Raw genomic sequence first — 16,529 nt, forward strand, 5'->3', positions numbered from 1 at the left:
AAATCGCAAGACTCAAGACTGTCGCCAACAACGGAGCCAGACATGACCGAGCACACGACAAATCCAGCCTCCAGTGGTGTCCTGTCCAACCGCGAGGCGTACGACATCCATGCCTATTGGCGTGCCGCCAACTATCTCACGATCGGCCAGATCTACCTGCTCGACAATCCACTGCTGCGCGAACCGTTGCGGCTGGAGCACGTCAAGCCACGCCTGCTCGGCCATTGGGGAACGTCGCCGGGGCTGAGTTTCATCTACGCCCACCTCAATCGCATGATCAGGCTCAGTGACGCGAATGTGATCTATGTCTGCGGACCTGGTCACGGCGGACCGGCAATGGTGGCGAACAGCTATCTTGAGGGCAGCTACAGTGAGCTCAATCCCGACATATCGATGGATGAGCAGGGGATGCGCAAACTTTTCCGCCAGTTCTCCTTTCCGGGCGGCATACCGAGCCACGCGGCGCCCGACGTGCCGGGCTCGATCCATGAGGGCGGCGAACTGGGCTACGCGCTTTCTCATGCCTATGGCGCGGCCTTCGACAATCCCGATCTCGTGGTCGCCTGCGTCGTCGGCGACGGAGAGGCCGAGACCGGGCCGATGGCCACCGCATGGCATTCCAACAAGTTTCTGAATCCTGAGCGCGATGGAGCGGTTCTGCCGATCCTGCATCTGAACGGCTACAAAATCGCCAATCCGACCATTCTGGCCCGTATCCCAGAAGACGAATTGCGCTCGCTGTTCGTCGGCTATGGCTATGAACCGCTGTTCGTCGAGGGGCACGAGCCGGCGCTGATGCATGAGCGCATGGCGAGCGTGCTCGACGATGCGTTCGACCGGATCCGTGCGATCCAGCAGACCGCGCGGAGCGGTTCCGCAACAGGGACTTCGCGACCAAGATGGCCGATGATCGTGCTGCGCAGCCCCAAAGGCTGGACCGGACCGAAGGAGGTCGATGGACTGAAGACCGAGAGCTTCTGGCGCTCGCACCAGGTTCCCTTGTCGGGCCTTGCGGAAAACCCGGCGCATCTCAAGCTGCTCGAGGACTGGCTGAGAAGCTACCGGCCCGAAGAACTGTTCGATGCAGCCGGCGCCCCTATTGAAGCGATCCGCGCTTCCGCCCCTGAGGGCACATGGCGCATGGGTGCCAACCCGCATGCCAATGGCGGCCTGCTGCGCAAGTCCCTCGTCCTGCCCCTAGTGCACGACCACGCGGTTGCGATCGAACGACCGGGCGCGGTGAAGACCGAATCGACACGGGCGATGGGCAAGTTCCTGCGCGCCGTCATGGAGCTGAACGAGGCGGCGCAGAACTTCCGCATCGTCGGTCCCGATGAGACGGCCTCGAACCGGCTTCAGGACGTGTTCGAGGTCACCGAGCGCGCCTGGATGGAAACGATCCTGCCCGAAGACGTTCATCTTGGCCGCGACGGCAGGGTCCTGGAGATTCTCTCGGAACACACATGCCAGGGTTGGCTCGAAGGCTACCTGCTCACCGGGCGGCACGGCTTGTTTTCCTGCTACGAGGCGTTCATTCACATTGTCGATTCCATGTTCAATCAGCATGCCAAATGGCTGGATGCCTGCCGCGACATTCCGTGGCGTCGGCCGGTGGCGTCGCTGAACTATCTGCTGTCGAGCCATGTCTGGCACCAGGAGCACAATGGCTTCAGCCATCAGGATCCAGGCTTCATCGATGTCGCTCTCAACAAGAAAGCCGATATTGTGCGGGTCTACCTGCCGCCGGATGCCAACACCTTGCTGTGCGTGACCGATCACGTGCTGCAGACATGGAACCGCATCAACGTGATCGTCGCCGGCAAGCCGCCATCGTGGCAGTGGCTTTCAATGGACAAGGCCATCGTTCATTGCGGGACGGGTATCGGCATCTGGGACTGGGCTTCGACCGACAATGGCGAGGATCCTGACGTCGTGATGGCTTGCGCCGGCGACGTCCCGACGCTCGAAACGCTGGCGGCCGTGCAGATCCTCAGGTATGCCATTCCCGAACTCAAGATCAGGGTGGTGAATGTCGTCGACCTGATGACCCTGCAACCCAAGGAGCATCACCCCCATGGGTTGTCGGACCGTGAATTCGACGCCCTGTTTACCTCGGAAAAGCCGGTGATCTTCGCCTATCACGGCTATCCCTGGACCATCCATCGCCTGACTTACCGGCGCACCAATCACGACAACATCCATGTGCGCGGCTACAATGAGGAAGGCACGACGACAACGCCATTCGACATGACGGTGCTCAATGGCCTGGATCGATACCATCTCGTCCAGAGCGTCCTTGAGCGGCTGCCAAAGGGCAAGGGCGCCAATATCGGGCAGGTGCAGGAGATGGAAGGCAAACTGATTGAGCATCGGGCCTATATCCGTGCTCATGGTCAGGATATGCCGGAGATCCTTGGCTGGAAATGGGAGCAGGGCATGGATGCGGCGCCAGACTTGCCCAATAAGCCGACGAGCGGGTTTCGGCGCACCACCGGGCCGAGAATGCGGACGGCTTCATGAGTGATGCGTTCCTTGTCCTGAACAGCGGGTCATCGAGCTTGAAATTCGCGGTGTTCGAGGCAAGCGCCGAGCTTTCCGAGCTGCTGCGCGGCAGTATTTCGTCGCTCGCACGGCATCCGCGCCTGCACGTCGCGGCCGCGGCCGGATCCCCCGAGATCGACATCAGCCTGGGCGAAAAATCGATCGATGTTGCCAAAGCCTTCTCAACGGTCGCTGCGCTGCTCGCCGATCGCAACCTTCTTGGCCGCATCAACAGGGTCGGGCATAGGATCGTCCATGGCGGGCGCGACTTCACCCAAGCGACGCTGCTCGACACGGACGCGCTCGAGGCACTACAGCTGCTGGAGCCGCTGGCGCCCATCCATCAAAGGATCAATCTCGAGATCGTTGCCCGGGCTGCAGAGCTCCTCCCGCGGGCGCGTCAGGTCGGATGCTTCGACACTGCGTTTCATGCGAGCCGGCCAGCACTTGTCAAGATCTACGGGCTGCCGCGCGCGATGACCGAGGCGGGCATCGTTTCCTATGGTTTTCACGGCCTGTCCTACAGCCATATCGCTGCGAAGCTGCGCGAGCGCTACGGTGCGGCCGCCGGCGGTCGGGTGATCGTCGCCCATCTCGGCAGCGGCGCCAGCCTCTGCGCGATGAAGGCTGGACGCAGTGTCGCCACGACGATGGGGTTCTCGACGCTTGACGGCCTCGTCATGAGCACCCGCTGCGGCGTGCTGGACCCGGGCGTCATCCTGTATTTGCTGCAGGAGAGGAGGCTGTCGAGCGAAGACCTGGCCAGCCTTCTCTACGAACGTTCGGGCCTGCTGGGCGTCTCCGGCATTTCTGGAGACATGCAGGTTCTGCTGGGCGCAAAAGAGCCTTCGGCCGTTCAAGCCGTCGACCTATTTGTTTATCGTGTCGGACGTGAAATCGGCTCGCTTGCCGCCGCGCTTGGCGGGCTCGACACGCTGGTGTTCACCGCTGGCATCGGCGAACACGCGCCACTGATCCGGCACAGGATCTGCGAAGCAGCTGCGTGGCTTGGCGTCGAGCTCGATGAGCATTTGAACCAGAAAGGTGCGGAGAGTGTCAGCGCGCCAAATTCGCGCGTCGACATTCTCGTCATTCCGGCCGGTGAGGAACAGGCCGTTGCCCGCGAGACGCTGGCATTCTGAGCGGTCTGTCTGCCGCTGGAACCGCGTGCCCAGCTACTTCGGCAACTTGGCCCCTCGCTTGCGTTGCACCAGCACGAGGGTTGCGTCATCCGGATCCGTCGTGACGGTGAAGCCCATCTCGCGCTCAAGCTCGATTGCCGCACGGTTTTCCCGGTGTTCGATCGACTCGATGGTTTCGAGACCGAGCTCATCCGCGTAGCGCGCAATGTGGGCGAGCAATTCCCAGCTGACGCCCAGTTGCTTGCGGTCATCGCGAATGCAGACAGCGACCTCGCCACGCCGGTCGGCCGGATCGCTGGCCAGTGTCGCCACCGCGATCAGCATTCCGTCTGGTGCGAATGCAAGAAAATTATGGATGTGCGCATCATCGGACCGCGTCATTGCCACCAGCCGTTCGTGCGAAACTTCCCGCACGGCGCCGAGAAAGCGGAAGCGCAGATCTTCAGGGGTCACATGGGTGAAAAACTCAGCCAGTGCCGGCTCGTCCTCGGGGCGCGCGCCGCGCACTTGGAAACAGAATCCCGTGTGGGTGGTGAGCGTCTTGTTCATCGTCTCAAATCCTTGGGTGTTGTCTGGCGTCGTCGCAGCGGCGAGGGTGGGTTATTCACCCATGTCCAAAAGCACGTCCTGCTTGAGGATTTCGATGCTGCGCAAACCGAGCAGGCGAATGACGCCTTTGTCCTTCAGTCGGGTGAAGACCCGCGACACCGTCTCGATGGTGAGGCCGAGATAGTCGCCAATATCCAGTCGCGACATCGGCAAGTCGACCTGGCGCAAGCCGCCCTGCCGTTCCGTCATGTCGACTAGGAACGCTGCGACCCGTTCGATGGCGTTCTGGCGGCCAAGGACCAGCAGATGTTCCTGAGCTCTGATCAAGCCCTTGAGCGCAAGCGGCAGCAACTGGCGGGACATGTCCGCGGCCGCAGCGATCCGGACAACGCGGATACCGGTCGCGTTGATGGCCTCGGCGAAGAAATGATGGGTGGCCTCGGCCTCGAAGCCGAAAGTCTCTCCGGCCATGTGGAAGGCGCTGATCTGCCGGCGGCCGTCGGCGAGCAGCCGGTAGACACGCACCGCGCCGAATTCGACCTGGTAAAGGGGTCCTGCCTTTTCGCCTTGGGCGTAGATCTCCGTGCCAGCCGGGAAGAAGCTGACCGGTTGCGCCATAGCCCCATCGAGGAGAGCGAAAGGGCTCGGCTGCGTTGGCAGTTCAATCTTGGCGATCTGTTGAGCGTACATGGCTGTGTTCCCGGTTGATCCGTAACACAGCAATCGCGCGAATCCGCAGATCGCGAAATTCGGTTATGTCCCTAAGGGAAACCACCTAATCCGTTCAGGCTGGCCCGTTGCATCGGCGAATGGCCATCCAGAACCGGGTGTCCGTTCGGCATTTGAACGATAGCCTTTGCGGTAGGTCAAGGCCCGCTCTATTCACCTGATTAAAGATGTTGGGAACGAGGGAAACACCCAAATGTCCCAATCCACCCGACCCACTATCGCTTTGTCTGGTCTCAGCGAGGTCGAGGCACAAGCCAGGCTCGCCCTCGATGGTTTCAACGAACTGCCCAGATCGAACCGGCGGACGCCGCTGCGGATTGCCTTCGAAGTCGTGCGCGAACCGATGCTGGCCCTTCTGTTGGGCGGAGGTGCCGTTTACCTGCTGCTTGGGGATCTGCATGAGGCGTTGATCCTGGCTGCTTTTGCCACCTTGTCGGTGGGGATAACCATCGTACAGGAAGCGCGGACAGAACGCGTTCTGGAGGCGTTGCGCGACCTGACAAGCCCGCGTGCCCTGGTGATACGCGACGGTGAACGTAGGCGCATTGCAGGGCGCGAGGTCGTGCGCGGCGATCTGGTGGTGCTGGGCGAGGGCGATCGGGTGCCGGCCGACGTCTTGCTGATCCAAAGCCTGGATCTCCAGACCGATGAATCGCTGCTGACCGGTGAGTCGGTTCCGGTGCGCAAGTTTGCAGCCAAGGATGGCGACCCGCCAGCCGAACGCCGCCCAGGCGGCGACGACCTGCCTTTCGCATTTTCCGGATCACTCGTGGTGCGCGGTTCGGGCATTGGCGAAGTTCTGGCAACCGGGCCGCTGAGCCAAATCGGTGCGATCGGCCAATCGCTCAGCATTATGGAGACCGAAGCACCCCGCTTGCAGCGACAGACGAAACGTCTTGTCGGCATCTTCGCACTGGTCGGTGGTGCGGTCAGCGTTCTGGCGGTCGTGCTTTATGGCGTTTTGCGGGGCGGGTGGCTCGACGCGGTCCTTGCTGGCATCGCGCTGGGCATGTCGATGCTGCCCGAGGAATTCCCGATGGTGTTGACCATCTTCATGGCCATGGGCGCCTGGCGCATCTCGCAGGCGCGCGTGCTCACCCGTCGTGCGGCGGCGATCGAAACGCTTGGCTCGGCGACAGTTCTCTGCACCGACAAGACCGGAACGTTGACCGAAAACCGCATGACAATCGCGGAGCTGAGAACGCCTGACGGCAAACGGTTCCGGTTACCGGACAACATGAATGCCGGGATGCCGGCGGCCTTTGGCGAGCTGGTCGAGCTTGGTGTGCTCGCCAGCGCCGAAATTCCTTTTGATCCGATGGAAAAGGCATTTCACACCCTTTCGCAGGAGCGATCACCCAGTCGCAAGGATCTGGACAGTGTTGATCGGAAACTTGTCCGCGCCTATGGGTTGCGTCCCGAGCTGCTGGCCATGTCGAATGCTTGGCGATCACCGGCTGACGGCAGCGACTGTCTGGTCGCCGCCAAGGGCTCGCCGGAGGCCATAGCGGCACTCTGTCGTCTGAGCGCGGAGCGCTTCGCTTCGATCAAGGCTTCCGTGGACGCCATGGCGACCGAAGGACTGCGCGTCCTCGGGGTGGCCCGAGCCAGTCATTGTGCTGGTGAACTGCCAGAAAGGCAGACAGGCTTCGATTTCGAGTTCATGGGCCTCGTCGGGCTGGCTGACCCCCTCCGCCCGGAGGTTCCGGATGCCGTGAACAACTGCCGGTCCGCTGGAATCAGAGTGGTCATGATCACGGGGGATTATCCGGCGACCGCCAGAGCAATAGCCAGTCAGGCTGGGCTCGATTTCAACGACGTCGTGACCGGTGAAACGCTCAAGACAATGGACGATGCGGCACTTTGCGCGCGCGTCAAGACCGCCACAGTGTTCGCGCGGATCACGCCCGAGCAGAAACTGGCGATCGTCAGAGCGTTGAAGGCCAATGGCGAGATCGTCGGCATGACAGGAGACGGCGTCAACGACGCCCCCTCGCTGAAAGCGGCCAACATCGGCATTGCCATGGGAGGTCGCGGCACCGACGTCGCGCGCGAGGCTTCATCCATTGTCCTTCTCGACGACGACTTCGGGTCGATCGTCAAAGCCATACGGCTGGGCCGCCGCATCTACGACAATTTGCGCAAGGCCATGGGCTTCATTCTTGCCGTGCATGTGCCGATCGCTGGGCTGGCCCTTCTTCCTCTGCTGTTTGGCCTGCCCATTCTGTTCGGACCGATGCACATAGCCTTTCTGGAAATGGTGATCGATCCGGTGTGTTCCTTGGTCTTTGAAGCCGAGACCGAGGAAGATGACGTCATGAATCGCCCTCCACGAGATCCGCAAGCATCGCTCTTTTCGCGCTCGCTCATAGCCTGGAGCGTTGTGCAGGGCCTGCTGGCGTTCGCACTTGTCGCAAGCATCTTCCTTTTTGCCTTCCACTGGGGAATGCCGGAGAACGAAATTCGCGCCTTGACGTTTTTTTCGCTGGTCCTCTCGATCGTCGGCCTGATCTTCGTCAACCGTACGTTCGGCGACTCGCTGCTGATTGCGTTGTTCCGGCCCAATCGATCGCTTGCTCTTGTCGTCGTGGTGGTTGCTGCAGCGCTGGGCGGGACACTTCTCTGGCCATTCGCCAGTGGTCTCTTCCAGTTCGGACCGCTGCACCTTGACGACCTCTCGATGACGCTGGCGGCAGGAGCCGCAGTGCTGGTCTGCCTTGAGTTCCTGAAGCATTTCTGGAGAGGGTGGTTAAAAGCCTGACCGCGCCATTGGTGCTGACCCTGCGGGTTTCACCAAGCCGCGCTAACCTTGCCTACGAGATGGTTGGGTACAAATCCGCCGGTTTAGGAGGCGTTTTGACGCCGCCGCCGTCACCTTGTCTTGGCCGTTCTGGCCTCGGGTTCGCAAGATGCCGTAGAGCGTTTGCAGGATCCGTTCGACCTCCGTGTGGCTCACCCAGGTTTCCGGATGCTCGGCGGCTACGCCCTCGCCCCCGGCGTTCTCCTGGTTGCGCTGGCAATCACCGCGTTACGCGCGCGCCATGCGATCGCGGTGGCCGGCGTTCTGATCGGAGGAGCGTCGTCCATCGGCTTGATGTCGGCGGTCAACTTCACAATCGGCTCCGACTTTAGGTGGCCACTCTTCGCCCGCGACTGGTCTGGGCCGTCAGCCTCATCGTCTATGGGCTCGAAAGCTCCCGCAACGACAATCGCTGACAAATAAGGAACCCACCCCATGAACACCAACAACGTGCACCGCATGTTCGATCCCCCGACCGGGTCCGAACCAGAACCGAAGGCCGAGGCAGGCGGATTTTGGACTTCGAAGGCCGGTCTGGTCACGATCGCTTTCCTGCTGATCGCCGCTTAGCGGAGCGTGATCTCCGATATGCTCGATAGCCTTATGTCGGAACGGCAAGGCTGCGGTCGACACGAATGGCAGCAACTGGCGAAATGGCGGGTGGACAACAGTGGACGACATTTGTTGGGAGAGGGGTTTCGACGGACCTTCACCTACGGCCTTGGCCGGGTCGAGGATCTGGCCGGCATCATCATCGTCCTGATTATCCTCTTCAGTGCCATCGTCGCCGGCTATGAGGCGATCGACAGGTTGATCCATCCCCAAGCCATCAGCTTCCTCGGCTGGGTTGCCGCCGCCGGCCTGGTCGGTTTCCTGGGCAATGAGGCTGTCGCGGTATTCCGCATCCGCGTCGGCCGCGAGATAAACAGCGCGGCCCTGATCGCCGACGGCTATCACGCCCGCACCGATGGCTTCACCAGCCTTGCGGTGGTGCTTGGCGCGGCCGGCGTCTGGCTAGGCTTCCCGCTCGCGGACCCGATCATCGGCCTTTTGATCACTGTGGCTATCCTCGCCATCGTCTGGCAGTCCTCAAAGGCGGTGCTGACACGCATGCTGGATGGCGTCGAGCCGGGCATCGTCGAGGAAATCCATCATGCGGCTGAACATGTGGGGGGCATCCAACGGGTCGCCCAGGTGCGGGCGCGCTGGATAGGCCACAGGCTGCACGCCGATATCGCCATCAAGGTGGCCGAGACAGCGAGCGCAAAGGATGTGGTCGGCATCGCGGAGGCTTTGAGAGGGGAGCTGTTCGACCACCTGCCGGCGCTCTCGGAGGCGAACATCCGTCTGGAAGGCGAAGTCGGATCCGTGGCGGGCGGTTCGGCCCACGCCGATCATGCGCCGGAGCCTTTCAAGGTCGTCAGCGACCTGGCAACGGGAACGCTCGAAATCGTCGATACGCCCGCTGGCGAGCGCTTCCGTCTCACCATCGACAGCCATGCCGACGATCTAGGGGCGACCGTGATCATCGACCGGTCCGAAGATCCCGAGACGCTTTCGCTCGGGCCTGTCGCCGGCAATCACCACCGTCGTGAAAGCAGCGTCGCCCCCGCCGAGCCGCACGAGTTCGAGGCGAGGCTGATCCTGACCTCAAAGGGCAAGCAACAGGTCCTGCCGTTCAAGATGGTTGAGCCGGAAGGCCACAAACACTGATCCTACTACTGGCGTGGCACCTTACGCCGCCCAAGCATCCCGAGAAGATAATCATGCTGGAAGTTCTCGCCGATCGCACCTATCGGCATCTGTTCATGGCGCAGGTCATCGCGCTCATCGGCACCGGCCTCGCCACTGTCGCGCTCGGGCTTCTCGCCTATGATCTTGCCGGCGCAGATGCGGGCGCGGTGCTCGGCACTGCGCTCGCCATCGACTGCTCCCACAAACTGCGCGGCCAGCTCGGCGCCTTCCGGAGCCATTGTCACCGGCAGCGGAGCTTCGGCCGCGCAAAAAGCCTATCAACCGGGCGAGGTCGATACCTACCCTGGCAATGGGCTCGATCGGACCGTCAATGTCCACGTTCAAGCGAATGGATTTGTAGCTCATCCGCCGGCGCCCCGTTCGCGTTTCCAGGAGCAACCTAACGTGCGACGCGGCTTGCCTTGACGGCGATCAAGCGATGCGCATGACGATGAATTTTAGAGGTACTGGGATCTCAGCGAGCAACCCGGCTGGAAAAATGCTCGAAGGCCTTGAAGGCCGGACGGCTCAGGGGGCGAACAGGGTGCCTCGCTCGCCTTTGACGATTTCAACGGCGTCCTTGAGTTGGCCTATCGCTGAAGGATTGCCAGTCGCTTGCGCGAATTCGACCGCAGCTTCGATCTTTGGCCCCATCGATCCCACTGCAAAATTCCGCCCTGATATTTCCGTTGACCGCACTTGACGAAGCGCGCGAGCGCCCGGCGTGCCGTAGCCTTCATAAACGGCGTCGACATCGGTCAGCATGAGCAGCATGTCGGCTCTCAGCTGTCGGGCGAGAAGTGCGCTTGCCAGGTCCTTATCGATGACTGCCTCCACACCGCAAAGACTGCCGTCCTCCCTTGCTATCACAGGAACACCGCCGCCACCGGTGCAGATGACGATCACGCCGCGCTCGACCAGGAACGCGATTACCGATGCTTCCAGGATTGCCAGGGGCCTGGGCGAAGGCACGACGCGGCGCCACTTGTCGCCATCTGGCGCGATCTGCCAATCGCGCTCGCTGGCAAGCCTGCGTGCGGTTGTCTCATCGTAGACAGGGCCGATAGGCTTCGTTGGATGAGCGAAGGCCGGATCCTGCGGATCGACCCTCACCTGCGTCAGCAGCGTCGCAAAAAGCCTCTCCTTAAGGAGGTTGCAGAGCTCCTGCTCAATGACGTAGCCGATCATCCCCGCGCTCTCGGCGCCAAGCACGTCGAGTGGAAATGTGCGACCGTCCGCAGTTGTCGCTGCCTGCAGGGCCAACAGTCCCACCTGCGGACCGTTGCCGTGCGTGACGACAATCGAGTGCCCTGTGTTGACCAGCTTCGCCAACACAGCGGCAGCGCGCACGATGTTGGCGCGCTGGTTTTCGGCCGTCATCGGTTCGCCGCGTCGCAGTAGCGCGTTTCCGCCAAGTGCAACGACGATCAGCATCTCAGTTACCGATCGTGGCGACGAGGAGCGCCTTGATTGTATGCATGCGATTTTCGGCCTGATCAAAAACGATGGAGGCAGCAGACTCGAACACCTGGTGGGTGACCTCCATGCAATCGATGCCATATTCCTTCGCAACGAAGGCACCGATCTCGGTATCCGTGTCATGGAACGCCGGCAGGCAATGCATGAATTTGACGTGGGGGTTGCCGGCGGCAGCCATTACCTCGCCGGTCACGCGGTAGGGTGTCAAAAGACGAATACGCTCGGCCCAGCCGGATTTGTCCTCGCCCATTGACATCCACACGTCGGTGTAAATGAAATCGGCATCCTGGACGCAACCCGTCACATTCTCGTCGAGCCGGAAGCGGCCGCCGCTTTGTGCTGCGAGCTCTCCGACATGGCCGCAAAATACCTCATCCGGCCAGAGCTCCCTTGGCGAGGCGATGCGCATGTCGATACCGACCTTGGCTGCGCCTAGTGCCAGCGACAGCGCGACGTTGTCGCGCCCTTCGCCGACGAAGGTGACGGTCATGTCCGAAAGATGCTTGTGCGTGTATTCGCGCATGGTCATGAGGTCGGCGAGGATCTGTGTTGGATGCGCCTCGTTGGTGAGGCCGTTGTAGACGGGCACGCCGGCATGCGCGGCAAGCAATTCCGCCTGGTGCTGGCCAAAGCCGCGATATTCGATCGCATCGTACATGCGACCGAGCACGCGCGCCGTGTCCTTCATCGATTCCTTGTGGCCAATATGGCTGCCGCTGGGACCAAAGTAAGTCACGTGTGCGCCCTGGTCGTAGGCCGCGACTTCGAACCCTGTGCGCGTGCGAGTCGAGTCCTTCTCGAAGATCAGTGCGATGTTTTTCCTGACCAGACGCGGGATCTCATGCCCGGCGAGTTTGGCCGCCTTGAGGTCCGCGGCAAGCTTAAGAAGAAAGCGGATTTCATCGGCGGTGAGATCGTCCAGCGTCAGGACGGAGCGGCCGTGAAGATTGGTCGACATCCAGAATTCCTTTCACGTCAGATTGCGTCGCGGACCACCGGACAGGTCATGCAATGGCCACCGCCGCGGCCGCGGCTGAGTTCAGCCCCCTCGACGGTGATCACTTCGATGCCCGCGCGGCGCAGAAGCGTGTTGGTGTAGACGTTGCGGTCATAACCGACCACCACGCCGGGTTCGACCGCAACGACATTGTTGCCATCATCCCATTGTTCGCGTTCGGCCTCGTAGCGGTCGCCACCGGTGGCGATGATTCGGAGCGTTTTCAGCCCAAGCGCTTCGGCAATGACAGCCGTGAATGGTTTTGCCTCATCCGTGACCTCGACCGCCGCCTCGCCATCGCCCGGCCGCAGCGAGAAGGAGCGCAAGCGGTCGACCACCGGTGGATACAAGGTCACAAGATCGCGATCGCAGAAGGTGAAGACGGTGTCGAGATGCATGAAACTGCGGTCGCGTGGCATCAAGGCGGCAATCACGCGTGTTGCCTCACCGGCTGCGAACAGCTTGCGGGCCAGGTCGCCAACGGCTTGCGGCGTGGTGCGCTCCCCCATGCCGACGAGAACAGTCCCGCCACCGATCGGCATAACGTCGCCGCCTTCGAGGCTCGTGCCTGTGCCTAGGTCCGGCGACACGAAAGGTATGCCGCTGTCGCGAAAGCGAGGATGGAAGCGGTAGACGGCCTCGACGTTGGCGGCTTCAGGGCGCCGCGCAGCCCAGTACATGGAATTGACCGAGACTGAGCCGTAGATCCAGCAGGAACTGTCGCGGGTGAACAGCTGGTTCGGAAGCGGCGGCAGCACGAAATCTTGGGGGGCGAGCGTCCTCCCGGTCAGACCTTTGGGTTCGAAAGGAAGCTCCGCCCTGGCAACCCCGCCGACGAGGAAGGACGAAAGCTGCGCCGACGGCATATCATCGAGCCATCCGCGCAGCTCATTGACCATGTCGAGACCGACGACCCCGGGGTGGACCCTGCGGTCGAGAAGCCACTCGCGGGCCTTGGCCAGGCTCATCGTCTCAGCCAGGAGCTCTCCGAAGGAATGGACCACGACGCCGCGTTCACGCAATGCATCGACGAAGACATCGTGCTCCTGGCGGGCGCGCTTGACCCATAGCACGTCATCGAAAAGCAGCGCCTTGCAGTTCTCCGGCGTCAGCCTGCGCAGGCTGAGGTCCGGACGATGGACCATAACCTCGCGCAGACGGCCGACTTCGGAGTGAACACCCAGGCTTGTCATCGAACCGATCCCTTCAAAGCGGGCTGACGGCGCCGGTCCACATCTCGTAAACGGCGAGGATGGCGACGGCGACGAGAGCTGCGGCGAGCGCTGCTTCGGCAGGGTGGAACACACGCTGGTTGGTTTCGCGGCGCGCCCAGATGTAGAAGATGATGCCGGGCGCATAGAGGATCGCGCACATGAACAGGTAGGCGGGTCCCGCCGCATAGACGAGCCACAGTCCGTAGACCGTGGCCAGCAATCCGGCAAAAAGAGCCCCGACGCGCTGCTCGCCATTCCCGTAACTCTCGTCGGTCAGCGCGAGCTTGGCTGCGTAAGCTCCGGAAAAAATGTAGGGAACCAGGATCGCGGCCGACGCGATGTAGAACAGCGCTTGATAGGTGCTTTGGGCGAAGAGCGTGATCACCAGGAATGCCTGGACGAGCAGGTTGGTGATCAGCAGCGAGGTCGATGGCACACCGCGTTCGCTCTCCCAGCCGAAGAACTTCGGCATTGTGCCGTCCTTGGCGGCGACATGCGGAATTTCAGCCGCAAGCAGCGTCCAGCTCAGGAAGGCGCCGACCACCGACACCACGAGCGCGATGTTGATGAGGCTAGCGCCCCACGGGCCGACAACGGCTTCTAGCACACCGGCCATGGAGGGGTTCTTCAGGCCGGCGAGTTCGGGTTGACTGAGGACGCCGAGTGACAGCAGCGACACCAGGGCGTAGAGCGCGAGGCATGTGAAGAAGCCAAGAACCGTCGCGGTGGCGATGTCCTTGCGGCGCTCCGCACGGCCAGAAAAGACGCTGGCGCCCTCGATGCCGATAAACACCCACAACGTCACCAGCATCGTGCTCTTCACCTGTGCGGTGATCGAGCCGAGACTGGCGTTGCCGAGACCGGTAAAGTCGAGGGACCAGACCTGAAGCTTGAAGGCAACGGCAACAACGCCAACGAACAGGACGATCGGAGCGATCTTTGCCGCGGTGACTATGAGGTTGACGACCGCGGCCTGCCGGATGCCGGCGAGAACCAGGATGTGGATCAGCCACAGCAGGACCGATGCGCCGAGCACCGCCTGCCAGGTGTTTCCGTCACCGAAGGCCGGAAAGAAATAGGACAGGGCGCTGAACACGATCACAGCATAGGAGACGTTGCCGACCCAGGCACTGATCCAGTAGCCCCAGGCGCTGTTAAAGCCGATGAAGGGACCAAAGCCGGCCTTGGCGTAAGCATAGGGACCGGCGTCGAGCTCGGGCTTGCGGGTCGCAAGCGATTGATAGACGAAGACCAGCGCCAGCATGCCGAACGCGGTGATACCCCAGCCAATCAGAATTGCGAGGGGACCAGCGCCTGCCGCCATGTTCTGCGGCAGGCTGAAGACGCCGGACCCGACCATCGAGCCGATGACCAAGGCGGTCAACGACCCCAATCGAAGTTTCGCAGGCGCCAAGGTACCGACTTGCGGAACCGGGATGTTGAAATCAGCCGTAGTCATGATGCTCTCCCCACTTTTGAAAGCTCTGATGGGAGGCAATAAACAGGAAGGCAGGACCGGCAGCTTTGATGCGGGTCAATAAGCGGTTGCTGAATAAAAAGAGTGGCGTTGGTGTTCCGGTTTCTGGGTCGCCGCACCAATGCCTGCTCTTATATTATCCGCTCCGCCCATGTCGCATCGCGCGCTTCCAGGGCCATGTTGAACAAGGAGCGACCGACACGCGCCCCCGATATCGGCCGGGGCGCAAATCGAATTTGGCCCATTGGCAGGTCGTCAGGCGATGTCCGCCGACTCGGCTTTGCGTTTTCGCCCGGTGATCATGGCCCGTACCAGGTTTTCGCGATGGCGAAAGCTTGCCAGCGCGACGCCGCCTATATGGAAGAGGACCAGCACAAGTAAGCCGTGCGCGCTCAGGCTGTGCGCCGTTTCAACCCGCGACACGCCGAAATAGGCGTCCGTAGTCATCAGCCAGCCGGTCAGTGCGGTTGACCCCATCGCAGCCATCAGCGCGACCACCATTGCGCCGCCGGCCGGGTTGTGGCCGATGTAGCGGGCTTCGCGACCGCTCGGTATTGCAGAGAGATAGCGCAGCACCGTCGCCGGGTCTCGCACGAATTGAGTGAACCGCGCATAGGGCGTGCCCACAACGCCCCACAGGAGCCGCATCACGACCAGGGCGGCGGCGGCGTAACCTGCCAAATGGTGCAAGACCTCGGAGGAATGGGAGGTGAACCAGGCCGTTACGAAGCTGAGCACCAGCGCCCAGTGGAAACTCCGTACGACCAGGTCCCAGACGCGCACCATCTGCGAAGATGGCTGCACGTCCGCAGTGGCTGAAACACGCAGATCAGTTTTCGCCGGCTTCGGCATTGTCGAGCTTTTCAAGGGTTTCGGCATTGTAGGCCAGGTTGACTTTCTTGCCGGCCTTGTCGACCGCGTAGACTTCGTAGCAACCCTTCTCGACCTTGATCTGGCGCACGGTGAGGCCTTGGCCGGTCAATTGCGCCTCGAGCGTTGCCTTGGGCTTGAACTGTGATTTCGGGGCGGTGCTGCAGCTGTCGCCGGCGGCGAGCGCCGGTCCTGCAATCATGCCAGCGAGAGCGGCGAGGACGAGTGTGCGATACATGATGGCTCCATTCGGGAGTTGGGCGCCGATTTTGCGCCTGCGGGTGGATTTCGATCGGTCTGTCAGACGGCCTTTTCGCCGTCATTGGTTCCGAAATAACCACTTCAACCTGACAACTGGCTGACAGTTTGGTCGGGCCGCAGATCGGGCTCGCATCGGTCGGTTTGATCTGGCGCAACGACCGCGGGTGTGCTGCGAGCATGATGACCGCCAGGATGTAGAGCGCTTCTGCTGCCGTCCTGAAAGAGGAATACCGTGGAAACCATATCGAGGAGAGTGGCGCTCGGGCTTGCGGCCGCAATGCTGATGGCAAGCAGTGCGGGCGTTGCGCGGACTGCCGAGCTTGTTCAGGTCTCGCTTTCGGACAAGGGCGCGAGTACGGAGATGCCGATGGCTCTTGCTTATGCAACGCCAGGACGCGATCTCTCGAAGGCCACCATGGGCATCAAGGCGTCCCCCGGAGCCGTGAAGGCCGGGGAGGTCACATTCAAAGTGAAGAATGACTCCAAGGACACCGTTCACGAAATGATCGTGATGTACCTTGCCGATCCCGGCAAGCCGCTTCCCTATGTTGAGGCCGAGAACCGGGTCGACGAAGACAAGGCGGGCGACAAGGGCGAGGTTTCGGAGCTCGATCCCGGCAAATCGGGCACATTGACCGTCGACCTGAAGGCTGGAAAATACCTGCTTATCTGCAACGTGCCAGGTCATTTTGGCGCCGGCATGTGGACCGAGTTCACCGTCGGTCCATGAACCCCC

General features: G+C 61.8%; 14 protein-coding genes and 1 pseudogene. 7 read left to right on the top strand and 8 right to left on the bottom strand.

What is annotated here, in order from left to right; translation table 11 throughout:
• Positions 1–42: 42 nt before the first annotated feature.
• The gene (locus FJ953_RS19260; RefSeq protein WP_140522954.1) at positions 43–2,520 is read left to right on the top strand and encodes a phosphoketolase family protein; all 2,478 of its coding nucleotides are present in this window, start codon (positions 43–45) and stop codon (positions 2,518–2,520) included.
• Entirely contained in the window at positions 2,517–3,683 is a 1,167-nt protein-coding gene (locus FJ953_RS19265; protein WP_140522952.1) for an acetate/propionate family kinase, read from the top strand. Before FJ953_RS19260 ends, FJ953_RS19265 begins: the two co-directional genes overlap by 4 nt.
• 33 nt (positions 3,684–3,716) lie before the next feature.
• Here FJ953_RS19265 and FJ953_RS19270 read toward each other — a convergent pair whose 3' ends face one another.
• Both FJ953_RS19270 and FJ953_RS19275 read right to left on the bottom strand, forming a co-directional pair.
• Positions 3,717–4,232 (bottom strand): GNAT family N-acetyltransferase, encoded by a 516-nt coding sequence (locus FJ953_RS19270; RefSeq protein WP_140522950.1) that lies wholly within the window; start codon positions 4,230–4,232, stop codon positions 3,717–3,719.
• Positions 4,233–4,283: 51 nt separating this feature from the next.
• Positions 4,284–4,922 carry a helix-turn-helix domain-containing protein gene (locus FJ953_RS19275; protein WP_140522947.1) on the bottom strand — a complete coding sequence of 213 codons (639 nt, stop codon included), beginning with the start codon at positions 4,920–4,922 and terminating at the stop codon, positions 4,284–4,286.
• A gap of 232 nt (positions 4,923–5,154) precedes the next feature.
• Here FJ953_RS19275 and FJ953_RS19280 point away from each other — a divergent pair, with 232 nt between their 5' ends.
• The 4 genes and pseudogenes from FJ953_RS19280 to FJ953_RS19290 all read left to right on the top strand — a co-directional run.
• A complete protein-coding gene (locus tag FJ953_RS19280; RefSeq protein WP_140522945.1) occupies positions 5,155–7,722 on the top strand; it encodes a cation-translocating P-type ATPase in 2,568 nt (855 codons plus the stop codon).
• 474 nt (positions 7,723–8,196) lie between these two features.
• Positions 8,197–8,331 carry a hypothetical protein gene (locus FJ953_RS31120; protein WP_263483449.1) on the top strand — a complete coding sequence of 45 codons (135 nt, stop codon included), beginning with the start codon at positions 8,197–8,199 and terminating at the stop codon, positions 8,329–8,331.
• Positions 8,332–8,349: 18 nt separating this feature from the next.
• The gene (locus FJ953_RS19285) at positions 8,350–9,474 is read left to right on the top strand and encodes a cation diffusion facilitator family transporter (RefSeq protein WP_224680307.1); all 1,125 of its coding nucleotides are present in this window, start codon (positions 8,350–8,352) and stop codon (positions 9,472–9,474) included.
• Positions 9,475–9,527: 53 nt separating this feature from the next.
• Positions 9,528–9,686, top strand: a pseudogene (locus FJ953_RS19290) (MFS transporter); the annotation flags it as partial.
• Between the two features lie 337 nt (positions 9,687–10,023).
• Here the strand turns inward: FJ953_RS19290 and arcC are convergent.
• The 6 genes from arcC to FJ953_RS19320 form a co-directional block, all read right to left on the bottom strand.
• Positions 10,024–10,929, bottom strand: coding sequence for a carbamate kinase (gene arcC / locus FJ953_RS19295; RefSeq protein WP_140522943.1), 906 nt, complete (start codon positions 10,927–10,929; stop codon positions 10,024–10,026).
• A 1-nt stretch (position 10,930) separates the two neighbouring features.
• A complete protein-coding gene (argF, locus tag FJ953_RS19300) occupies positions 10,931–11,932 on the bottom strand; it encodes an ornithine carbamoyltransferase (RefSeq protein WP_140522941.1) in 1,002 nt (333 codons plus the stop codon).
• Between the two features lie 17 nt (positions 11,933–11,949).
• Positions 11,950–13,164 (bottom strand): arginine deiminase, encoded by a 1,215-nt coding sequence (locus tag FJ953_RS19305; RefSeq protein ID WP_140522939.1) that lies wholly within the window; start codon positions 13,162–13,164, stop codon positions 11,950–11,952.
• 13 nt (positions 13,165–13,177) lie between these two features.
• A complete protein-coding gene (arcD, locus tag FJ953_RS19310) occupies positions 13,178–14,644 on the bottom strand; it encodes an arginine-ornithine antiporter (RefSeq protein ID WP_140522937.1) in 1,467 nt (488 codons plus the stop codon).
• Positions 14,645–14,917: 273 nt separating this feature from the next.
• Positions 14,918–15,514, bottom strand: a complete 597-nt coding sequence (locus tag FJ953_RS19315; RefSeq protein WP_318013168.1) for a cytochrome b/b6 domain-containing protein — start codon at positions 15,512–15,514, stop codon at positions 14,918–14,920.
• Positions 15,492–15,770: a PepSY domain-containing protein gene (locus tag FJ953_RS19320; RefSeq protein WP_140522935.1), complete on the bottom strand. Its 279-nt coding sequence runs from the start codon at positions 15,768–15,770 to the stop codon at positions 15,492–15,494. The genes FJ953_RS19315 and FJ953_RS19320 overlap by 23 nt, the downstream gene beginning before the upstream one ends.
• A 276-nt stretch (positions 15,771–16,046) precedes the next feature.
• Between FJ953_RS19320 and FJ953_RS19325 the strand changes: the two genes are divergently transcribed.
• Complete coding sequence (locus tag FJ953_RS19325) at positions 16,047–16,523, top strand: plastocyanin/azurin family copper-binding protein (protein WP_224656351.1); 477 nt, start codon at positions 16,047–16,049, stop codon at positions 16,521–16,523.
• Positions 16,524–16,529 lie beyond the last annotated feature (6 nt).

This window comes from Mesorhizobium sp. B2-3-6 (genome assembly GCF_006442305.1).
GTDB lineage: Bacteria > Pseudomonadota > Alphaproteobacteria > Rhizobiales > Rhizobiaceae > Mesorhizobium.